The sequence below is a fragment of the Peptostreptococcus stomatis DSM 17678 genome (genome assembly GCF_000147675.1).
Taxonomy (GTDB): Bacteria; Bacillota; Clostridia; order Peptostreptococcales; family Peptostreptococcaceae; genus Peptostreptococcus; species Peptostreptococcus stomatis.
In genome coordinates, this window is sequence record NZ_ADGQ01000056.1 from 1 (window position 1) to 18,655 (window position 18,655).

Below are 18,655 nucleotides of genomic sequence, written 5' to 3' on the forward strand. Positions count from 1 at the left end.
ATTTAATTTTCTACTTACCGACTAAATCTAAGATTACACTCTTTGGTAGGTACTTTTCTCCACCTATAGCTGTAATACTAGTTAAGTAAGATTCTTCTATATACTTCTTAACTACAGCATTAGTCTTCTTGTTTCTTGATGCCAGTAATGTTGGCCTGTTGTACTTACCAGATACTGGTGAGATAACTAGGGCATCTGCGAATTCTTCACCTGATGCTATAAAGGCCTCTCTGCTATCCTTAAACTTAGACTTGGCTATGGCAACTGATGTTTCATACCTGTCCTTACCTGCCATTCTCTCTAAAACGCCTGGAAGCTTGGCTTCTGTAGACTTAGATATTGTGTTAGTTCCACCTGCTATATAAGTCTTCTTGATGTCTAGGTCCTTGATAGCCCTTACAACCTGGTCTGGTACAAGGTTCTTCTTAACTAGTAATATTGGGTATCCATCCCTTGATGCGAATGTTCCTACTGATAGGGCATCCGGGAATACCTGGCCTGAAGCTATTACTCCTGTATTCTTCTTGCCTGTTATACCAGTTACTCTTCTTGCTACCATTTCAGATGTACCGTACCTGTCTACACCGGCGATTCTTTCTACATCCTTATCCTTGTCGTAGGCCTTTAGGTCTCCTCTTACCTTTTCAGATATAGAGTCTGGACCACCAACTATGATTACTTCTTCAGCACCTAGTCTCTTTATTTCAGCACCCACTCTAGGGTCTAGCTTGTTTGTTGGGTTAAGTAGGATTGGAGCATCCTTTAACTTAGCCAATACTGATGCTGTCATTGAGTCTGGGAATAGGTCATGTCTAACTACTATTACTGTCTTAGCCTTATCGTAGTATTTTTGAGAAATCTTAATTCCTGTCTCAATTCTATCGTCTCCGTCTACCCTACCAGGATCCGGCTTTCCTGGATTATATGGGTTGGATGGATCCTTTTTAAAATATGCGTATACTGTCATATCGCTATTAACTACTGTATCTCCAGTAAACTTATCTCCCTTACCATCTGGTTGAGTAAACCAACCTTTAAATGTATATCCTAGCCTTGTTGGATCTGATGGCATTGACTGGCTATCATCAATATCACCATTTATTGATTTTCCAGGCTCAACCAATACCTCACTTTGACTGCTTCCATTTATAAAAGTGACAGTACAACTCTTTACAGCCACAGTTATAGACATAATCTTGTCTAAATCCGAAGCTTCATCCTTACCTGCCTTTTCTTGCATTGTCGAAAACGCATTTACATCTCTTATATATGGTTTATAATCTGTACTTTTAGCCATATGAATGGGAAGTTTTGCAAGTATTGGGTCGTGGTCACCATTACTTAAATATCCATAAATACTTCCCTTTATAGTATATTTCTTGTCAAGACTTTTAATGTTATCAAACTTTATACCACCAACACTTAAGTCTATGTTTAAATTAGCCTTATTTTTAAAACCCTCCAAATTGACTCTTTCTACTCTATAAACCAACTCTATAGTTGCTTTTTTACCTTTTATATCAACTATTCTTATCTTATAATCCGGGTTCTTCACATCTACCAATTCTTTTATAGCTTCTGGATCATGTAGAAAGTCATACCTACCATCCGATTTAGTGTAGGACAAACCATCTGGCAATTCTAAGGCTAAATAAATCTTAGTATAAAAAGTACCTTCACGATTTATTGTGTCCTCATCATATGTAAATTCTTCCCAAGCTTTTAATGTACTAAGGTCTGACTTTATATCAATTGTCTTGTTTTTCAATTCATTCGCAGTTAGCTTGCAAACTTTATTGGTTTCACCCTTGGCAGACATATCACTTTCAGGATATTTCACTTTTTTATAAAGCTCACCTTTTCCAGATTGCTCAGCCACACTTCTAAATTTTTCAATTTCAGAACCGGTTACACCCAGAGAACCAAAAATATAACTATCGTATATATAATCAAACAGTTCTTCTTTTGCATTTATTCCTTCCGGTAATAAAAATCCTACAGGTTTTGCAGGTTCCGGAGTGTCTGGACCAAACTGAAAATTTTCAAGCTCATGTATAATCCCAGCTGCAATTAGATTATGTTCGCTATATGGTACTAATTTAAGCTTTAGCCAGTTATTTTTAATATCATAGCCTTCTTTTACACTATCGTTATATTCTTTAAAAAGATCTTTATTGTGAGACAGGATATCATCTTGCTCTTTTGCAAACGATACGAACCCCTGTCCCATAACTGCTAACATAGAAGCACATAATACCATGCTTGTTAATTTTTTAAATTTCATAAAATACCACCCCTATTAAACGTACACCTATTTTTATCTGTAAAAACAGTACAAAAACATTAGCCATTTGTGTCTATTTATATCTAGTACACCAAATCAAATAAAGCCAACGCTATTAAAAAAAAACGATTTCTAATATTATTATAAACCCCTTTTACAGACCGGTCAACTCTTATATAATAATTTGTAAAAACAATTTTATTATTGTTATAAATTATTATATAATAATTTATCTATTAGTCCCTCTTAAACAAATCTCATATTACAATAAAACCCATCTCTTTCCTTATCTTTTATTTAAAGCTTTCAAATTTGCTAGCAACTTTCATGCAATCACTAATATACTCTAATTATAAGTTTGATTTTTCTTTTTTCTACATATTTATTAAACAATAATCTTTTTATAGAAATAAAGCAGTTAATTGCTTATCCTTCTATATCTTGTAATACAGATACTATTAAAATTAGTCAATACCATAATAATAATAACACTTAGAAATACTTTCCATTATTCAAATATTGCTATTATAATAGTTCTATATCAAATAACTTTGGTAACAATTATATAAATATATAAAAAAGAGCAACATCCATAACTATCAGTTTGCTATGAATGTTGCCACATTTTAATAAATTTTATTAATTTGAATTTTCTCCAACCTTATTTGACATAGAGCCATTTTATCGGTCAAAAGATTGATACATTTGTATTTTTTTAATTATAAGCTATCCTATTCTGACTTAGTCTATTGGGCTTGCCTCTAAGGCCTGTCTAGGATCCATGTAAATTATACTTGGCTTGACATCCTTGTCTTCTATACACTCCTTTGTTACTAGGACCTTTTCGACATTCTCTAAAGACGGTATCTCATACATAGTCTCCATCAAAGAATGTTCTATTATAGACCTCAGACCCCTGGCTCCTGTATTTCTGTCAATAGCCTTCTTGGCTATGGCTGAAAGGGCTTCTGGTTCAAACTCAAGCTTAGTATCATCATATTCAAATAGCTTTGTATACTGCTTTACTAGAGAATTCTTAGGCTCAGTCAAAATCTTTACTAGGGATTCTTCATCCAATAGGTCTAGGGTAGCCAGAACCGGTATTCTACCTACAAATTCAGGTATCAAACCATACTTTAATAGGTCATCCGGTATTACCTGTGAATACAACTTACCTATATCCATATCTGTCTTGCTCTCTATCTTGGCGCCGAAACCTAGAACCTTGTCCTTGCCACGCTTTTGAACTATCTTTTCTATACCATCAAAGGCACCACCTAGGATGAATAGGATATTAGTTGTATCTACCTTCAAAAATTCCTGGTGTGGGTGCTTTCTTCCGCCTGATGGTGGAACATTGGCAACAGTTCCTTCTAGTATCTTTAGTAGGGCCTGCTGAACTCCTTCACCACTTACATCTCTTGTTATTGATGGGTTGTCAGACTTTCTTGATATCTTGTCAATTTCGTCTATATAGATGATACCCCTCTGGGCCTTTTCTATATCAAAATCGGCAGCCTGAACTAGTTTTAGGACTATATTTTCAACGTCTTCACCTACATAGCCTGCCTCTGTCAATGAAGTGGCATCTGCTATGGCAAATGGCACATTCAATATCTTTGCTAGTGTCTGGGCAAGTAGGGTTTTACCTGAACCTGTTGGCCCCAACAAAAGAATATTACTCTTCTGAATTTCTATATCTTCTGAAGCAATTTTATCACCATAGATCCTCTTGTAATGGTTGTATACAGCTACAGATAGAGCCTTCTTAGCCTTGTTCTGGCCTATTACATAGTCATTCAGGATAGCCATGATTTCTTTTGGCTTAGGAAGGTTACCCTCTACATATTCTTCACTATCATCTACTTCTTCCTTGATTATTTCGCTACAAACGCTCACACACTCATCGCAAATATAGACACCAGGTCCGGCTATTATCCTTTTTACCTCGTCCTGACTCTTGCCACAAAAGGAGCACTTGTACTGCTTTTCTTCTTGCTTAGGCACTCAATCACCTCTTTCTATCAATATGCTTACTCTCTGTTTTCAATCACATGGTCTATTATACCAAAGGCCTGGCCCTGGTCTGCAGTCATGAAGTTATCACGCTCAGTGTTTTCCTTTACTACATCATATGGTTGACCTGTTCTCTGTGAAAGTATAGTATTTAACTTTTCCTTAGTATTTAATAGGAACTTTGTATGAATCTCTACATCAGTCGCCTGACCTCTTGATCCTCCTAGAGGCTGGTGAATCATTATAGTACTGTTTGGTAGGGCATACCTCTTACCCTTGGCCCCAGCAGCCAATAGGAAGGCACCCATAGATGCAGCCATACCTACACATATAGTACTAACATCCGGCTTTATATACTGCATTGTATCATAAATGGCCAAACCTGCTGTCACACTTCCTCCTGGTGAATTGATGTATAGATGTATGTCCTTGTCTGGGTCGTCAGCCTCTAAAAATAGGAGCTGGGCAACAACTAGACTGGCTGTAGCATCATTTACTTCATCACCTAGGAATATTATTCTATCCTTTAGAAGCCTTGAGTAGATATCATATGATCTCTCTCCTCTTCCATCTTGCTCTACTACATAAGGTACTAATGCCATAATTTTCCCTCCTTAATCCGACTTTACTTGGTCTTAGTATAGTTTACAAATTTCACTTGATAAAGTTATTCTTTAAGACAAAGACCACATAGTCATGTGGTCTTTGTCTATATGTTTTATATTACAATATATACCTAAATTTAACCTATATAATCTAGATTTTATTACTTAAGTACAGCAGCTTCTAGTAGCATGTCTACTGTCTTAGTGTTCTTTAATCTAGCAATGATGCCTTCTCTTTCATCAGGACCAACCACTTCCTTGATCTTTTCAAGTTCTAGGCCGTACATATTAGCCATGTTTTCTAGGTCTGCATCAATGTCAGCTTCTGTTACTTCTACATTTTCTAATTCAGCTATCTTTTCGATTACTAGAGAGTTCTTAACTAGAGCCTTAGCTTCGTCCCTTCTAGCTTCTCTGATTTCTTCTAGAGTTTGGCCTGATAGTTCAGCAAACTTTTCAAGAGACCATCCCTGGTAGCTAAGCTGCATGTTTATTTCGTTCATCTGGTTGTCTAACTGGTTTTCTACCATTGAGTTTGGTATATCTACTTCAACAGTTTCAGCTATCTTTTCAACAACCTTATTTCTCATTTCATTCTTGGCTTCTTCATCAGCCTTCTTCTGAAGGTTAGCCTTGATGTCGTTCTTTAATTCTTCTAATGACTCAAATTCAGTTGTATCCTTAGCGAAGTCATCATCTAGGTCTGGTAATTCCTTTACCTTGATTTCCTTAATCTTTACTTCGAATACTACCGGCTTACCTGCTAATTCTTCAGCTGGGTAGTCCTCTGGGAAAGTAACATCAACATTTATTTCTTCTCCAGCCTTTTTACCTACTAGCTGGTCTTCAAAGCCTGGTATAAATGTACCAGAACCCACTTCTAGTGAATATCCTTCAGATGTACCACCTTCAAAAGTTTCTCCATCTAATAGTCCCTTGAAGTCTATAACTGCAATATTTCCATTTTCTATAGGGCCTTCTGTGTCTACCATCCTAGACTGTCTTTCAACTAGGGCCTTTAGTTCATCGTCAATCTGGTCTTCAGTTACTTCAGCATCAACCTTTTCTATTTCTACACCCTTGTAGTTTTCTACTGTTAATTCAGGTCTAACATCTACATCTACTACAAGTACTAGTGAACCGTCCTCTTTAACTTCCTTTATATCTATACTTGGCTGGCTAACAACATATAGACCTAGCTCGTCTACTGCTGTTGGATATACTTCTGGTAGTAGTATATCTAGGGCATCATTGAAGAATACACCCTTACCATAGTTTAATTCTATTATCTTTCTTGGAGCCTTACCCTTTCTAAATCCAGCTATATTGTATCTAGATTTAGTCTTCTTGTAAGCCTTGTCTATTGCTCCCTCGAATTCTGCAGCATCTATAGCGATCTCAAAATTTACGGAATATCCTTCTTTTTTTATTAACTCTGGTTTCATAAATAATCCTCCTACACGTCACCTAAATATACTATTATTGTTTTTTAATTATTCAAGTTATAATTTTAAACACAATTCAACCACATAATTATACTATAAAAAAGGTTAAAATACAATGCTTTCCTTAATTATCATAATATGAATAGGTATATTTTCCATTTTCCAGGTCCATAACTACATAAGACCCCTTGATTCCATCTCTAGGCAGGGACAAACTTCCTGGATTTATCATTTCAACCCCACCTATTATTTTATTTTCCTTGATATGGGTATGGCCGAAGATAACTATATCAGCCCCCTTTTCATGGGCATCCTGGGCTAGTACTTCCAGTCCGTACTTTACCCTGTGCATGTGGCCATGGACAAGCATAAAGGTTAGACCTTCCAATTCAAAGACCAATTCACCATCTGCTATTTCAAAGTCACAATTTCCCCTAACAGCCATTATCGGCTTGGAAGTCTTGTCCTTTAAGTAAATGGAGTCCCTAAAATTATCCCCTGCATGTATCATCAAGTCTATTTCTTGACTTATGAAGGGTACCAATTTGTCCATACTTCGCCTGTTCCCATGTGTATCAGACAAGATCAATAACTTCATTTTAAACTCCCTTCTCTAGCAATAGGCCTTTTAAAAAGCCTATATAATCCTCGAATCTATAATTTCCTTTAGCCTAAGTTTCATTTGTTCAAGGGCCCTTGACCTATGGCTAAAGGAATTCTTGACTTCAGGCGATAACTGACCAAAGGTTTCTTCATAGCCTTCAGGTATAAACATACAGTCATAACCAAAGCCATTTTGTCCCCTCTCTTCAAGGGCTATCCTACCTTCTACCTTACCCCTGGCCAACATTTCCTTGCCATCTGGGAATACTGTAGCTATTACACAGACAAACCTGGCTGTCCTTTTTTCCATTGGCACATCCTTTAGTTCTTCAAACATCTTTATCCTGTTTTCTTCATCTGTGGCATTTTCACCCGCATACCTGGCCGAATATATGCCAGGCCTCTTACCCAGGGCATCTACCTCTATGCCTGAATCATCACCTATGGCAATCTTGCCTGTCAACTTAGAGATAGTCCTTGCCTTTATTAGGGCATTGTGCTCGAAGGTCTTGCCATTCTCTATTATCTCTACACCATCTAGGTCTACATCCTTTAAAGACTTTATATCAAAGTCCATGTCTGCCAACATCTTCTGGATTTCTTCAAGCTTGTGCATATTGCCCGTTGCTATAATGGCCTCTCTTTCGTATTCGGTTCCAATAATTGCATCGGCGACCTCACCAAGGACCCTTCTCTGGATCCTCATCAGGTCCCTATTTCCTTTTTCTGCATATTCAAGTATCTTGTCCATTTCATCCCTAGTAAAGGGTCTTTCCTCGCCAGTACACTGGATTTCTATAAATTGACCCTTGTTGTTCATGATAATATTTGTATCAACCTCGGCATTTGAATCTTCCTGGTAGCATATATCCAGGCATACCTGGGAATCTACTACACCAACACTAACTGCTGCCAACATACTTGTTAAAGGCATTTTCTTGATGTCACCTGCCTGGTAAAGCTTGTATAGGGCATCTGCCAAGGCCACAAAGGCCCCGGTAATAGAGGCAGTCCTTGTACCACCATCGGCCTGGATAACATCACAGTCTATCCATATAGTCCTCTCACCAAGGTCTTCCAGGTTTACTACAGACCTGATGGACCTACCTATCAACCTCTGAATTTCCTGGCTCCTGCCATCGACCCTTCCCTTGCTAGAGTCCCTCCTCTTCCTTGTCTCAGTAGCAGAAGGTAGCATTGAATATTCTGCACTTATCCAACCCTTACCTGTACCCTTCATAAATCCCGGTACCCCATCTTCTACAGATGCTGTACAAATAACCTTGGTATTACCTACTTCTATTAGGACAGAACCCGCTGAATGCATAGTATAATTCCTGGTTATATTGACCGGTCTTAGCTGGTCATATTGCCTGCCATCTGGCCTTGGCCCTCTTCTTTCACCACCTAAGATAGGCCCTTCATTAGCTATTTCATTTTCTAGCCTTCCAGTAGACTTGACCACTTTGGTCTCTTTAATACTTGAATTTGTCACTAAATCCCCTCTTTTCATCTATATTCCATCTTGATTATATAATCAAGCAATTTATTCCTACTCATATAAAGATACAAGCATAAGTTCAAATAGATTTTTATCTTGCAGCAAGACCTATATTTCTTCTAATATTGCCTTGACATCTTCTTGACTCTGGCATCCAACCAATTCCATAAACTTGGCCTCATCTATTACCTTGACACCCAAGGATAGGGCCTTGTCCAGTTTAGAACCTGCCTCCTCACCAGCCAAGACAAAACTTGTAGACTTGCTGACACTTGAAGTGGCCTTACCCGCCCTTTCTTCTATTAGGGCCTTGGCATCATTCCTCTTCATACTAGGCAGGGTACCTGTAAGGACTATCTTCATTCCTTCAAATACCTTGGCTATACCCTGGTCTTCCTTTTCTATAACTTCCATGTTAAGGCCTGCCTGCCTCAACTTTTCCACTGTCAACTTGTTCTTGTCTTCGTGGAAAAACTTAACCACACTGTCTGACATTATCTGGCCAAATTCTTCTATCTGTATTAGGTCCTCTTCACTGGCTGCCATTATCTTATCCATAGAACCACAAGCATCTGCCAATAGTTTAGCTCCCTTGACTCCTACAAACCTTATACCTAGTCCATTTATCAACCTCCATAGGTCATTTGACTTGGACTTTTCTATAGATGCCATAAGGTTGGCAACAGACTTTTGTCCCATACGGTCTAAACTTACCAATATATCTGGATCCATATAGTAAAGGTCAGCTATATCCTTTATTACCCCCTTGTCCAGGAGACTTGTGATAATTGACTCACCCATCCCTTCTATATCCATGGCATCTCTTGATACAAAGTGGATAATGCCCCTCCTGATCTGGGCAGGGCAAGAAATATTGATGCACTTGACAGCTGCCTCCCCATCTAGCCTTACAGTTTCCTGACCACAGGCTGGGCACTCATGAGGCATATCAAACATGACTTCTTGGCCAGTCCTATCATCCAGGGACACCTCAACTACCTGGGGAATAATATCTCCAGCCTTTTGGACCAAGACCCTATCCCCTATCCTTATATCCCTTTCTTTAATGTAGTCTTCATTGTGGAGGGTTGCCCTGCTAACCATGGTACCTGCCAATCTTACAGGCTCCAGTATTGCAGTAGGGGTTATAGTACCCGTCCTGCCTACTTCTACCTCTATATCCAACAACTTGGTCTTCTTCCTCTCTGCCGGGAATTTAAAGGCAGTAGCCCACCTAGGACTCTTGGCAGTGAAGCCTAGGGCCTCTCTTTGGGCTATGGAATCAACCTTGATAACCATGCCATCAATCTCATAGGGCAGGCTAGACCTATTTTCTGTCCAATATTCTATATAGTCTATTACCTCTTCAATGTCCTTGCACAACTTGTACTCTTCATTTACCTTCAAGCCCAGAGACTTCATATAGTCAAATGACTGACTGTGCTTTTCTATCCCCAGGTCATCAATATTTTCTAGGTTAAAGATAAATATATCCAGAGGCCTCTTGGCTGCCAATTTTGGGTCCAACTGCCTAAGAGATCCTGCTGCTAGGTTTCTTGGGTTGGCATATGTCTGGAGGTCGTGGTCCTCCTGGTAGGCATTAACAGCCTCAAAATCACTTTTTGATATATAGACCTCACCCCTGGCAACTAGCTTTCTCTTTTCATCTATCTTGATAGGTATACTGGCTATAGTCTTTATATTCTCAGTTACATTTTCTCCTATATAACCATCACCCCTGGTAGCTCCTACCCTCAGATAGCCGTCTTCATAGGTCAAACCTACCGACAAGCCATCTATCTTGGTCTCAACCACGTAGTTTACCTGGCCATTAGCTGGCTCTAGACCCCCACGAACCCTCCTGTCAAAGTCTCTTATTTCCTCATTATTAAATACATTGGAAAGACTCAACATAGGCCTCTCGTGCTGGTATTGGTCAAACTTGTCAAGGGCCCTACCTCCTACCCTTACTGTTGGGGAGTCCTTCTTTTTGTATTCTGGAAAGGCCTCCTCTAGTAAAATCAGGCTCTTCATCAGCCTGTCATAGTCCATATCACTTATCTCTGGACTATCTGAATTATAATACCTGTCACTGTGGTAGTTCAGAATTTCAATAAGGTCCCCTACCATCAAACCTGCTTCTTTTTTTGAAATCAGATTTTGAGTCAAGCCATCCCTAACTTTTTCCATATATAAATTTTCATCTATTAACTTCATGTTTTTACCTACCTGTTTTTAATCATTTATAATATATAGCATTTAAACTTTAGCTGGTCTATCGCCTTTATATTATATCTACTATGCAAGTTTTTAAAAATACCTATATGCAGGCAACCTAGCCTTAGTCTAGAAAGCCACCAGCAATTATATCATCTGCATTTGTAGCAGCCTTCATCCTCTTGCCATTTACTATATCTACTATTATACCCTCTTCATCTATAAGGAAGCTTGTCCTTTCTATGCCCAAGAATGTCTTTCCATACATCTTCTTTTCCTTCCAAGCCCCATAGGCCTGGATTACCCTAACATCTGGGTCTGATAAGAGTATAAATGGTAGCTCGTGCTTAGTAGCAAAATTTGTATGAGTTTTAGCACTGTCCTTGCTGATACCTATAACCTCAGCCCCCTTGGCTACTATCTGGGGGTAATTGTCCCTGAAGTTGCAGGCCTGTTTAGTACAGCCTGGTGTATTGTCCTTTGGGTAAAAATACAAGATTACCTTCTTGCCCCTAAACTGACTTAAAGTTACTTCATTATTATCCTTGTCCATTAATTTAAAATCTGGTGCCTTATCTCCTATGTTCATAATCTTCTCCTTATTTTCTCCAAATTTTTATTGTTTTTAATATATATTCAATACATAAATTATAAACCATTCTTCCTTAAATATCCACGATATTGGGCCTAAAGTTAAAATATATTAAAAATACCGACCTAGCAAGACTCAGACTTTTAATCTAACCCTTGCCAGTCGGCACATTTTCTATCCTTGCTTAAAGTATCATAAGACAGTTTGCCTGCACTTTTATATGGAAATTTATAGGTTTACCCTCTTAAATATTCCTATGATACTCTTTTTGTTAATTTCGATTCCAAACCTCCTAGAGCCAAGTCAAACACGACGGCCATAATTGCTGTTGGTATCGTTCCAGCCCAAATAATGGCAGAACCATTAGTAACAACTATTCCCCTTGAAATTATATCTCCTAGTCCACCAGCACCTATAAAGGTACCTATTGTAGTAACACCCACTGCTATAACCAAGGCATTTCTAATACCTCCAATAATCACCGATAAAGAAAGTGGTAGCTTGACCTTAAAGAGAATCTGTCCCCTTGTCATACCCATACCCTTTGCTACATCAATCAGGTCATAACTCACATTGTTTAGACCTGTACAGGTGTTTTTCAAAATCGGCAATATTGAGTATAAAAATACTGTCGCTACAACCGTATTAGTCCCAAGCCCCATCGCTACCATTAATATTGATAGCAAGGCCAAAGATGGTATCGTCTGAATGACATTGGCTATACCTATAACAAATCCAGAAAGTTTTCTATACCTACTGATATACATACCGACTGGAATAGCTAGCAAGCATGCAAATAGGACTCCGTATACGGAAATTAAAAAGTGCCTTATAAACTGTTCAAATACAACATGTCCATTTATCTGATAATACTCAAACAATTCTTTCAAAGAATATCACTCCCTTCTCCATAGGTACCCTACATGCCAAGCAATTTTTTATACATGGCCCTAGACTGTAGAGGACTTATTTTCTTTGACTCAAAATAGTTGTTGGCTTTTAAAAACCTTTCTGCAACTACATTTGCTTCAATCTTGTGACCATCACATAGGTTATTTAACTCCTGCATTTTTTCACTAGGAATTGCTCCATCCAACTTCAATAGTACATCTACAATTTCCGGATGTTCTTTTAATATCTTCTTGTCTACAACAGGAGAAGCATCATATGGTGGAAAGAGTCTTAAGTCATCCTCTAATAATTTTAGACCATAGGCCTTTATCCTACCATCAGTAGAAAATCCTAAAACAACATCCATTTTGCCTGAATTAACTGCACTGTATACTAGACTAACATCCATAGGTAGTATGGACTTAAAATCAAAACCATATTTTTCCTTAAAGGCTTCATAACCATCGCCCTTTCTATTTATCCAACTCGTATCAACGCCCGCCATTATATCTTTGGATATCTTCTTTAGGTCACTGACCTTTTCGAGTTTATGTTTCTTGGCAAAATCTTCTCTTACCATAAATACATAGGTATTTTCAAATCCATATGTTGGCAACCAAACCAAGCCAAATTCTTTATAGAAACCATTGACTACTTTTTTTAGGGCAAAGTCAGTATCTGTCGTAGGCTCCATCTTTAGTTCACCAGTCAAGGATGTCCCTGTATACATTACAGAGGCCAAATTGGCATGTCCACCATCCATAGCCTGGAATAGTAGCATGGATGAAGACAGGTTGTTAATTATAGATACCTTCCTTTTAGGGTAGTAGTGTTCTATCATTTGCTTCTGTATTTGTGAGACTATCTGTCTTTCTGATGTACTACCACCAGCTATAACTATATCTCCCTTAGATGTATCTCCCTCCAAACCTGGTAAAGAACATGCGGTTAGACTTATCGATAAAAATAAGGATAAAAATAGAAGTGGTACTTTTTTAACCGTATTTTTCTTCTTGCCTTGTATATCTAACTCAACTTCTTTTGAACCTGACTTGCCCTTATACTGTGATTTGGTTTTAGGCTGAACAAATTTTTCTAACCTGGCTAATATAAAATCAATTACTAGGGCTATAACTGTAACTGGTAAGGCTCCCATTACAATCATGGGTACATTAAATAAGGTCAGACCAGAAAATATGAAATCTCCAAGACCTCCTGCACCTACATAGGATGCCAGCGTAGTCCAGGCTATGACATATACAGCCGACAACCTAATACCTGCCATTATTACGGGTGCAGCCAACCTAATCTGTATACGACAAATTATTTGTGAAAATGTCATCCCCATGCCCTTTGCAGCATCTAATATATTTTCATCTACTCCATTCATACCAAGAACTGTATTTCTAAGAACTGGAAGTAGGGAATAAATAAAAATAGCTATTATAGCAGGTAGCTTACCTACTCCAAAGATAGGTATCATTATAGCTAACAAGGACAAGGATGGTATAGTCTGAAATACAGATGCTATAGTCATTACTACCTTTGTTAGGGTCTTATTTTTTGTAATTAACACACCTACTGGCACTGCCACCAAAACACCTAAAGACAAGGCTATAAGTGATATATATAGGTGTTCTCCTATTTTTAAAAATAATTCTGGCCATTTTTCTATAATTAAATTTATCATTTAACCACCTACTTCAATTATTTTATTCGACTTCATACTCTTCAGTTAGCAAGACTTCTGAATCTCCAGGCTCATAATCACTCCAAAAATTATTATATAAGTAATCAACCATAGCAGCCCTAGTAATAAGACCCACAAGACAGCCCTTACTATCTATCACTGGTATATTCCTATATTTAAGTTCATTTATATAGTACAAGGCTGATTTGACCTTTGTATCCACACGTATTGCATAGGCCCTTTTGATAAAATCTTCTATCGGCCTAGAAAACTTATTTTCTTTTACCTTTACTGCGAATGCATCTATCACACCTAATAAAATGTTATTGTCATCTACCACAAATAGTGTGTCGACTCTTTTTTTATACATTAAATTCATTGCAGCTCTAAGGCTATCTTTTACATTTATTTTATAAGGATTCTTCATCATTATTTCTTCAACCGTGCTCAGATCAAATTTGGCTTCCGTCAGTCTATCTTCACCAATCATATTCTTGACAAATTCATTTTTAGGATTTAACAAAATATTTTCTACAGTATCGAATTGAATTAATTCACCCTTGTCCAATATGGCAATTTTATCCGCAAGTTTTATAGCCTCATCCATATCGTGGGTAACTATCACAAATGTCTTTCCCGTTTTTACTTGTAACTCTTTAACGATATCCTGGAGTGACTCTCTAGTCACTGGATCTAAAGCACCAAATGGTTCATCCATCAAAACTATATCCTGGTCGGCTGCCAGGGCTCTTATAACACCTATCCTCTGTTGCTGTCCACCAGACAATTCAGATGGATATCTATTTAAAAAAGACTCTGGCAAATCCACCATCTTAATCAATTTGACAGCCTTCTCTTTCATTTTATTCTCTGGCCACTTCAATAATCTCGGCACCATAGTTATATTTTCATATATAGTCATATGTGGCATCAATCCAATTTGCTGGATTACATAACCAATTTTTCTACGTAATTCAACCTCATTAAAGTCTTTTATATTTTTACCATCTATCGTAAGTTCGCCACTAGTTGGCTCAAGCATTCTATTTAACATTCTCATTAGGGTTGTTTTACCACTACCTGAGGTTCCTATAAAACAGACAAACTCACCCCTATTGAATTCCAAATTGATATCTTTAACTGCCATTTTACCATTAGGATATTTTTTTGTTATATTCTTGTACTTTATCATATGTTCTCCTTTCTAGGATTATTATTTTAAACATACTCCGTTTTTTATTTAAATATATCAAGTAAACCCTAATTCTCTCTTAACCGTATATGCTAATACCGACTGAACGGTCCTATCTAACCCCAGCAGTCGGCATTACAAATCATATTTTTCTTAATAAAAAGTACTTTTACTTATATACTTGTTTTTAATTTACTTAAATACATCTTCAGAATCCATGTCAGCTATATCCTGGTCACTATAGCCTAGCTTCTTCAGTATATCTTGAGTATCATGGCCTATTTCCCTACCAGCATACTTATAAATAACATCTGATTCTGAGAATTTTATAGGCATGGCAAACTGACGAACTTTCTTTTTGCCAGCATCCACCTCTACTATCATCTCTCTAGCCTTGATCTGTGGTTCATGATTGAAGGCTTGCTCAAAGTCTAAGACTGGTTCAATACAAGCGTCCAAGTCACCGAATACCTGGTTCCAATGTGCTAATGGTTTAGACTTGATTATTTCAACTAGTCTAGCCTTTAGAAGACCACCGTCATTTGGAGTAGGTCCCTTGTCTATTAATTCCGGTAAGCCGACTGCCTCAGCTAATTTCTTTAGGAACTTAGGCTCTAGAGACCCAACTGTTATATACTCCTTGTCAGAAGTTTCATATATATCATATATTCCCTTACCATTCAATTCAAAGCCTTCTCTTTCTCTCTTATTGCCATCCAGCAAGAAAGATGCCCCCTCAAAGGTATTCATCGGTATAATTGTATCCATCATAGAAATGTCTACATACTGACCCTTTCCACTCAATTCCCTATAATTTACAGCAGCTAGGATACCTATTACTGAATGCAGGGCACCACCTGCTATATCCCCTAACTGTGTACTCATTAAAGATGGTCCTGTAGACTTTCTACCTGCAACAGATAGGAGACCACTTAGGGCCATAAAGTTACAATCATGACCCGCCTTGTTCATGGCTGGTCCTGAATTACCATAAGAAGATACTGAACAGTAGATTAGTTTAGGATTAACCTTTGAAAGTTCTTCATATGATAGGCCTAACTTCTTCATTACACCCGGCCTGAATTGTTCAATCACTATGTCGTATTCCATAATCAATTCCTTGATAATTTCTATGGCCTTAGGTGATTTTAGGTTTAAGGAAATGGTTTTCTTATTCCTGTTAAGCCATAACTGATTAGCACTCAATCCTATTTCTTCATCAAAAGCTCCCATATTGTAAACTAGGTCTACCTTTGATTTTGAGCTTACCTTCAATACTTCAGCCCCCATATCAGCAAGCATTAGAGTTGCATATGGACCTGGCAAAAGAGTAGTAAAATCTAGGATTTTAAGATTTGATAAAGCTGTATTATTAGTCATAATAACCCCCCATAATTAATTTGTCTATGGTTTTATTATACATTATATTAGTAGAATTTTAAACAGCGTTGAAGAAAAGATTCTAAAATTACAAAAAAATAATAAAAACTTCTATTATTTATAAAGAGGCTAGTCATAAGACTAACCTCCCAATATACTTCTATTATAAGCCCTGCATAGCTACCTATTACATAAGCAAGGCTAGCTAGCATGATAAGCAGGATCTAGTTTTCAACAGAGTCTTCAGACTCCTGGTCTGCTGCCAGATAGAACTCTTCATATAGGGCTTCACAAACACCTACTGGCTCTGTTTCCTCAAAGTAAGGGGCCCTGTAAGTCTTTATATAAAGAACTACAGGATGGCTCAACTTGTAAACATCTATTTCAACAAACTTCTCACCATTTTCAACTTCTTCCCTATAATTAAAGACAAATGTGCCTATCTGATACATAGACATGTCATACTTTCTCACGTCAAATTCCTGACCTATATTCATATTTTCCATATATATCCTTCCTATGCTTCAGGCATTTCCCAGTTATGGTGTACATTCTGTACATCATCATCTTCTTCTAGTATGTCCAATAGCTTTTCCATAGACTTGATCTGGCCTTCATCTTCCAAAACACTAGTAGTCTGAGGTATTAGCTTAACATCAGCTGCCAGGAACTTGTAGCCCTTTTCTTCTAGTCCATCCCTTACATCATTGAAGTCTTCTGGGGCAGTTAATATTTCATAGCCGACTTCTTCGGCTATAAAGTCTTCCGCACCTAAGTCTAGTGATACTTCCATCAATTCATCTTCTTCTGCATCCTCTGCAGATATAAAGATCTGACCCTTCCTATCAAACATAAAAGATACACAACCTGGTGTTCCCAAGTTACCATTGTTCTTGTCAAAGTAGTACCTTACATTACCTGCTGTCCTGTTCTTGTTGTCAGTTAAAGTTTCAACGATTATGGCTACTCCACCTGGTCCATAACCTTCATAAGTTATTGATTCATAGTTTTCACCTTCACCGCCACCAACACCTTTCTTAATGGCCCTGTCTATATTATCATTAGGCATATTGTCTGACTTTGCCTTTACTATTGCTGCCTTTAGAGATGCATTGTATTCTGGATCTCCTCCACCCTCTCTTGCTGCAACTGCAATTGCCCTTGCATGCTTTGTAAATACATTTGATCTTGCTGCATCCTGTTTATTTTTTCTTCCTTCAATATTATGAATACGACCCATAATTTCACTCCTTAATACTTATTTATATATTTAAAATACTTTATACGGATTATCCTCAAATATTATATCACAAATTTTACCATTCGTTAATATAAATCGCCTTATAATAGGCCCTAACTCACATTTCCAAGTTGGGGCCTACTTTATCATTTATTTAAATCTCTTATTCTAACCAATGAAGCTGGTCTTTAAACTTTCTATGAAAAGGAGTTTCCCTATTCGAAAATTGGCGGCCTGGCTGCTGGCACCCTCTTGTGCTCACTAACCCTGTGTAGTCTATCAATTATAGCCTTATCTTTTTCAGGAACCTGGTCGGCCTTGCCTTCTAGAACCATATCTATATACTTGTAACTAGTTCCCATTTCGCTCTCATCTGTCTGCCCTTCCCATAGGCCTGCTGATGGGGCCTTATTAATCAAGTCTTCATGGATACCCAATTCCTTGGCCCATTCAAAAACCTCTCCCTTTGTAAGGTTTGCTATTGGTAAGAAATCGACACCACCATCTCCATGCTTCGTAAAGTAGCCTGTATGGAGTTCTGCTGCATTATCAGTACCTGCAACCAGATAACCCAGGTTATTGGCTACTGTGTAAACTGTTGACATCCTAATTCTGGCCCTAAGATTGGCATCAGTCATCTTTAATGATTCTTCCCTGTATAGGCCCTTGTCCCTTAACTTGTCAGTCACCATGTTTAGGATATCCACCTGTGGTTGGTCTAGGTCAAATTCCAGGTAGTCAATACCACACCCATCTATAACCTTCATGCCATCAATCTTGTCCTGGGGATTACTCTTGATGTTCATTATTACACCCATGGAATTATCAGGAAAGGCCTCCTTGATTAGGTAGGCAACTACTGCTGAATCAATACCGCCTGATACACCTACTACTACCCCCTTACAATGGGCTTCTTCAACCTTTGCCCTTATCCACTCTACAGTCTTGTCAATCTGCTGTCTTCTAGTCAACATAAAATCCTCCCAATTAATACAATTA

General features: G+C 37.8%; 15 protein-coding genes. All 15 read right to left on the reverse strand.

Annotated elements, in window-relative coordinates:
* Positions 1 to 10: 10 nt before the first annotated feature.
* Positions 11 to 2,284 (reverse strand): cell wall-binding repeat-containing protein, encoded by a 2,274-nt coding sequence (locus HMPREF0634_RS09785; RefSeq protein ID WP_007789680.1) that lies wholly within the window; start codon positions 2,282 to 2,284, stop codon positions 11 to 13.
* 741 nt (positions 2,285 to 3,025) lie between these two features.
* On the reverse strand, positions 3,026 to 4,291 hold the full coding sequence (gene clpX / locus HMPREF0634_RS05075) for an ATP-dependent Clp protease ATP-binding subunit ClpX (protein ID WP_007789694.1): 1,266 nt from the start codon (positions 4,289 to 4,291) through the stop codon (positions 3,026 to 3,028).
* A gap of 26 nt (positions 4,292 to 4,317) precedes the next feature.
* A complete protein-coding gene (clpP, locus tag HMPREF0634_RS05080; RefSeq protein WP_007789698.1) occupies positions 4,318 to 4,902 on the reverse strand; it encodes an ATP-dependent Clp endopeptidase proteolytic subunit ClpP in 585 nt (194 codons plus the stop codon).
* 164 nt (positions 4,903 to 5,066) lie between these two features.
* Entirely contained in the window at positions 5,067 to 6,350 is a 1,284-nt protein-coding gene (gene tig, locus HMPREF0634_RS05085; protein WP_007789674.1) for a trigger factor, read from the reverse strand.
* 124 nt (positions 6,351 to 6,474) lie between these two features.
* Positions 6,475 to 6,948: a metallophosphoesterase family protein gene (locus HMPREF0634_RS05090; RefSeq protein WP_007789714.1), complete on the reverse strand. Its 474-nt coding sequence runs from the start codon at positions 6,946 to 6,948 to the stop codon at positions 6,475 to 6,477.
* A gap of 39 nt (positions 6,949 to 6,987) precedes the next feature.
* On the reverse strand, positions 6,988 to 8,466 hold the full coding sequence (gene rph / locus HMPREF0634_RS05095; RefSeq protein WP_083799389.1) for a ribonuclease PH: 1,479 nt from the start codon (positions 8,464 to 8,466) through the stop codon (positions 6,988 to 6,990).
* 96 nt (positions 8,467 to 8,562) lie between these two features.
* Positions 8,563 to 10,584, reverse strand: coding sequence for an NAD-dependent DNA ligase LigA (ligA, locus tag HMPREF0634_RS05100; RefSeq protein WP_207326443.1), 2,022 nt, complete (start codon positions 10,582 to 10,584; stop codon positions 8,563 to 8,565).
* Between the two features lie 211 nt (positions 10,585 to 10,795).
* Positions 10,796 to 11,260, reverse strand: a complete 465-nt coding sequence (gene bcp, locus HMPREF0634_RS05105; protein ID WP_007789712.1) for a thioredoxin-dependent thiol peroxidase — start codon at positions 11,258 to 11,260, stop codon at positions 10,796 to 10,798.
* A 257-nt stretch (positions 11,261 to 11,517) separates the two neighbouring features.
* The gene (locus HMPREF0634_RS05110; protein WP_007789720.1) at positions 11,518 to 12,153 is read right to left on the reverse strand and encodes an ABC transporter permease; all 636 of its coding nucleotides are present in this window, start codon (positions 12,151 to 12,153) and stop codon (positions 11,518 to 11,520) included.
* Between the two features lie 29 nt (positions 12,154 to 12,182).
* Positions 12,183 to 13,844 carry a glycine betaine ABC transporter substrate-binding protein gene (locus HMPREF0634_RS10055; RefSeq protein ID WP_007789727.1) on the reverse strand — a complete coding sequence of 554 codons (1,662 nt, stop codon included), beginning with the start codon at positions 13,842 to 13,844 and terminating at the stop codon, positions 12,183 to 12,185.
* A gap of 22 nt (positions 13,845 to 13,866) precedes the next feature.
* Positions 13,867 to 15,036, reverse strand: coding sequence for an ABC transporter ATP-binding protein (locus HMPREF0634_RS05120; RefSeq protein WP_007789634.1), 1,170 nt, complete (start codon positions 15,034 to 15,036; stop codon positions 13,867 to 13,869).
* Between the two features lie 192 nt (positions 15,037 to 15,228).
* A complete protein-coding gene (locus HMPREF0634_RS05125; RefSeq protein WP_007789654.1) occupies positions 15,229 to 16,416 on the reverse strand; it encodes a CaiB/BaiF CoA transferase family protein in 1,188 nt (395 codons plus the stop codon).
* A gap of 224 nt (positions 16,417 to 16,640) precedes the next feature.
* Positions 16,641 to 16,922, reverse strand: coding sequence for a hypothetical protein (locus tag HMPREF0634_RS05130; protein WP_007789625.1), 282 nt, complete (start codon positions 16,920 to 16,922; stop codon positions 16,641 to 16,643).
* Between the two features lie 11 nt (positions 16,923 to 16,933).
* A complete protein-coding gene (locus HMPREF0634_RS05135) occupies positions 16,934 to 17,656 on the reverse strand; it encodes a YebC/PmpR family DNA-binding transcriptional regulator (protein WP_040565790.1) in 723 nt (240 codons plus the stop codon).
* Between the two features lie 215 nt (positions 17,657 to 17,871).
* Positions 17,872 to 18,630 carry an NAD(+) synthase gene (gene nadE / locus HMPREF0634_RS05140; protein WP_007789638.1) on the reverse strand — a complete coding sequence of 253 codons (759 nt, stop codon included), beginning with the start codon at positions 18,628 to 18,630 and terminating at the stop codon, positions 17,872 to 17,874.
* Between the last annotated feature and the right edge of the window lie 25 nt (positions 18,631 to 18,655).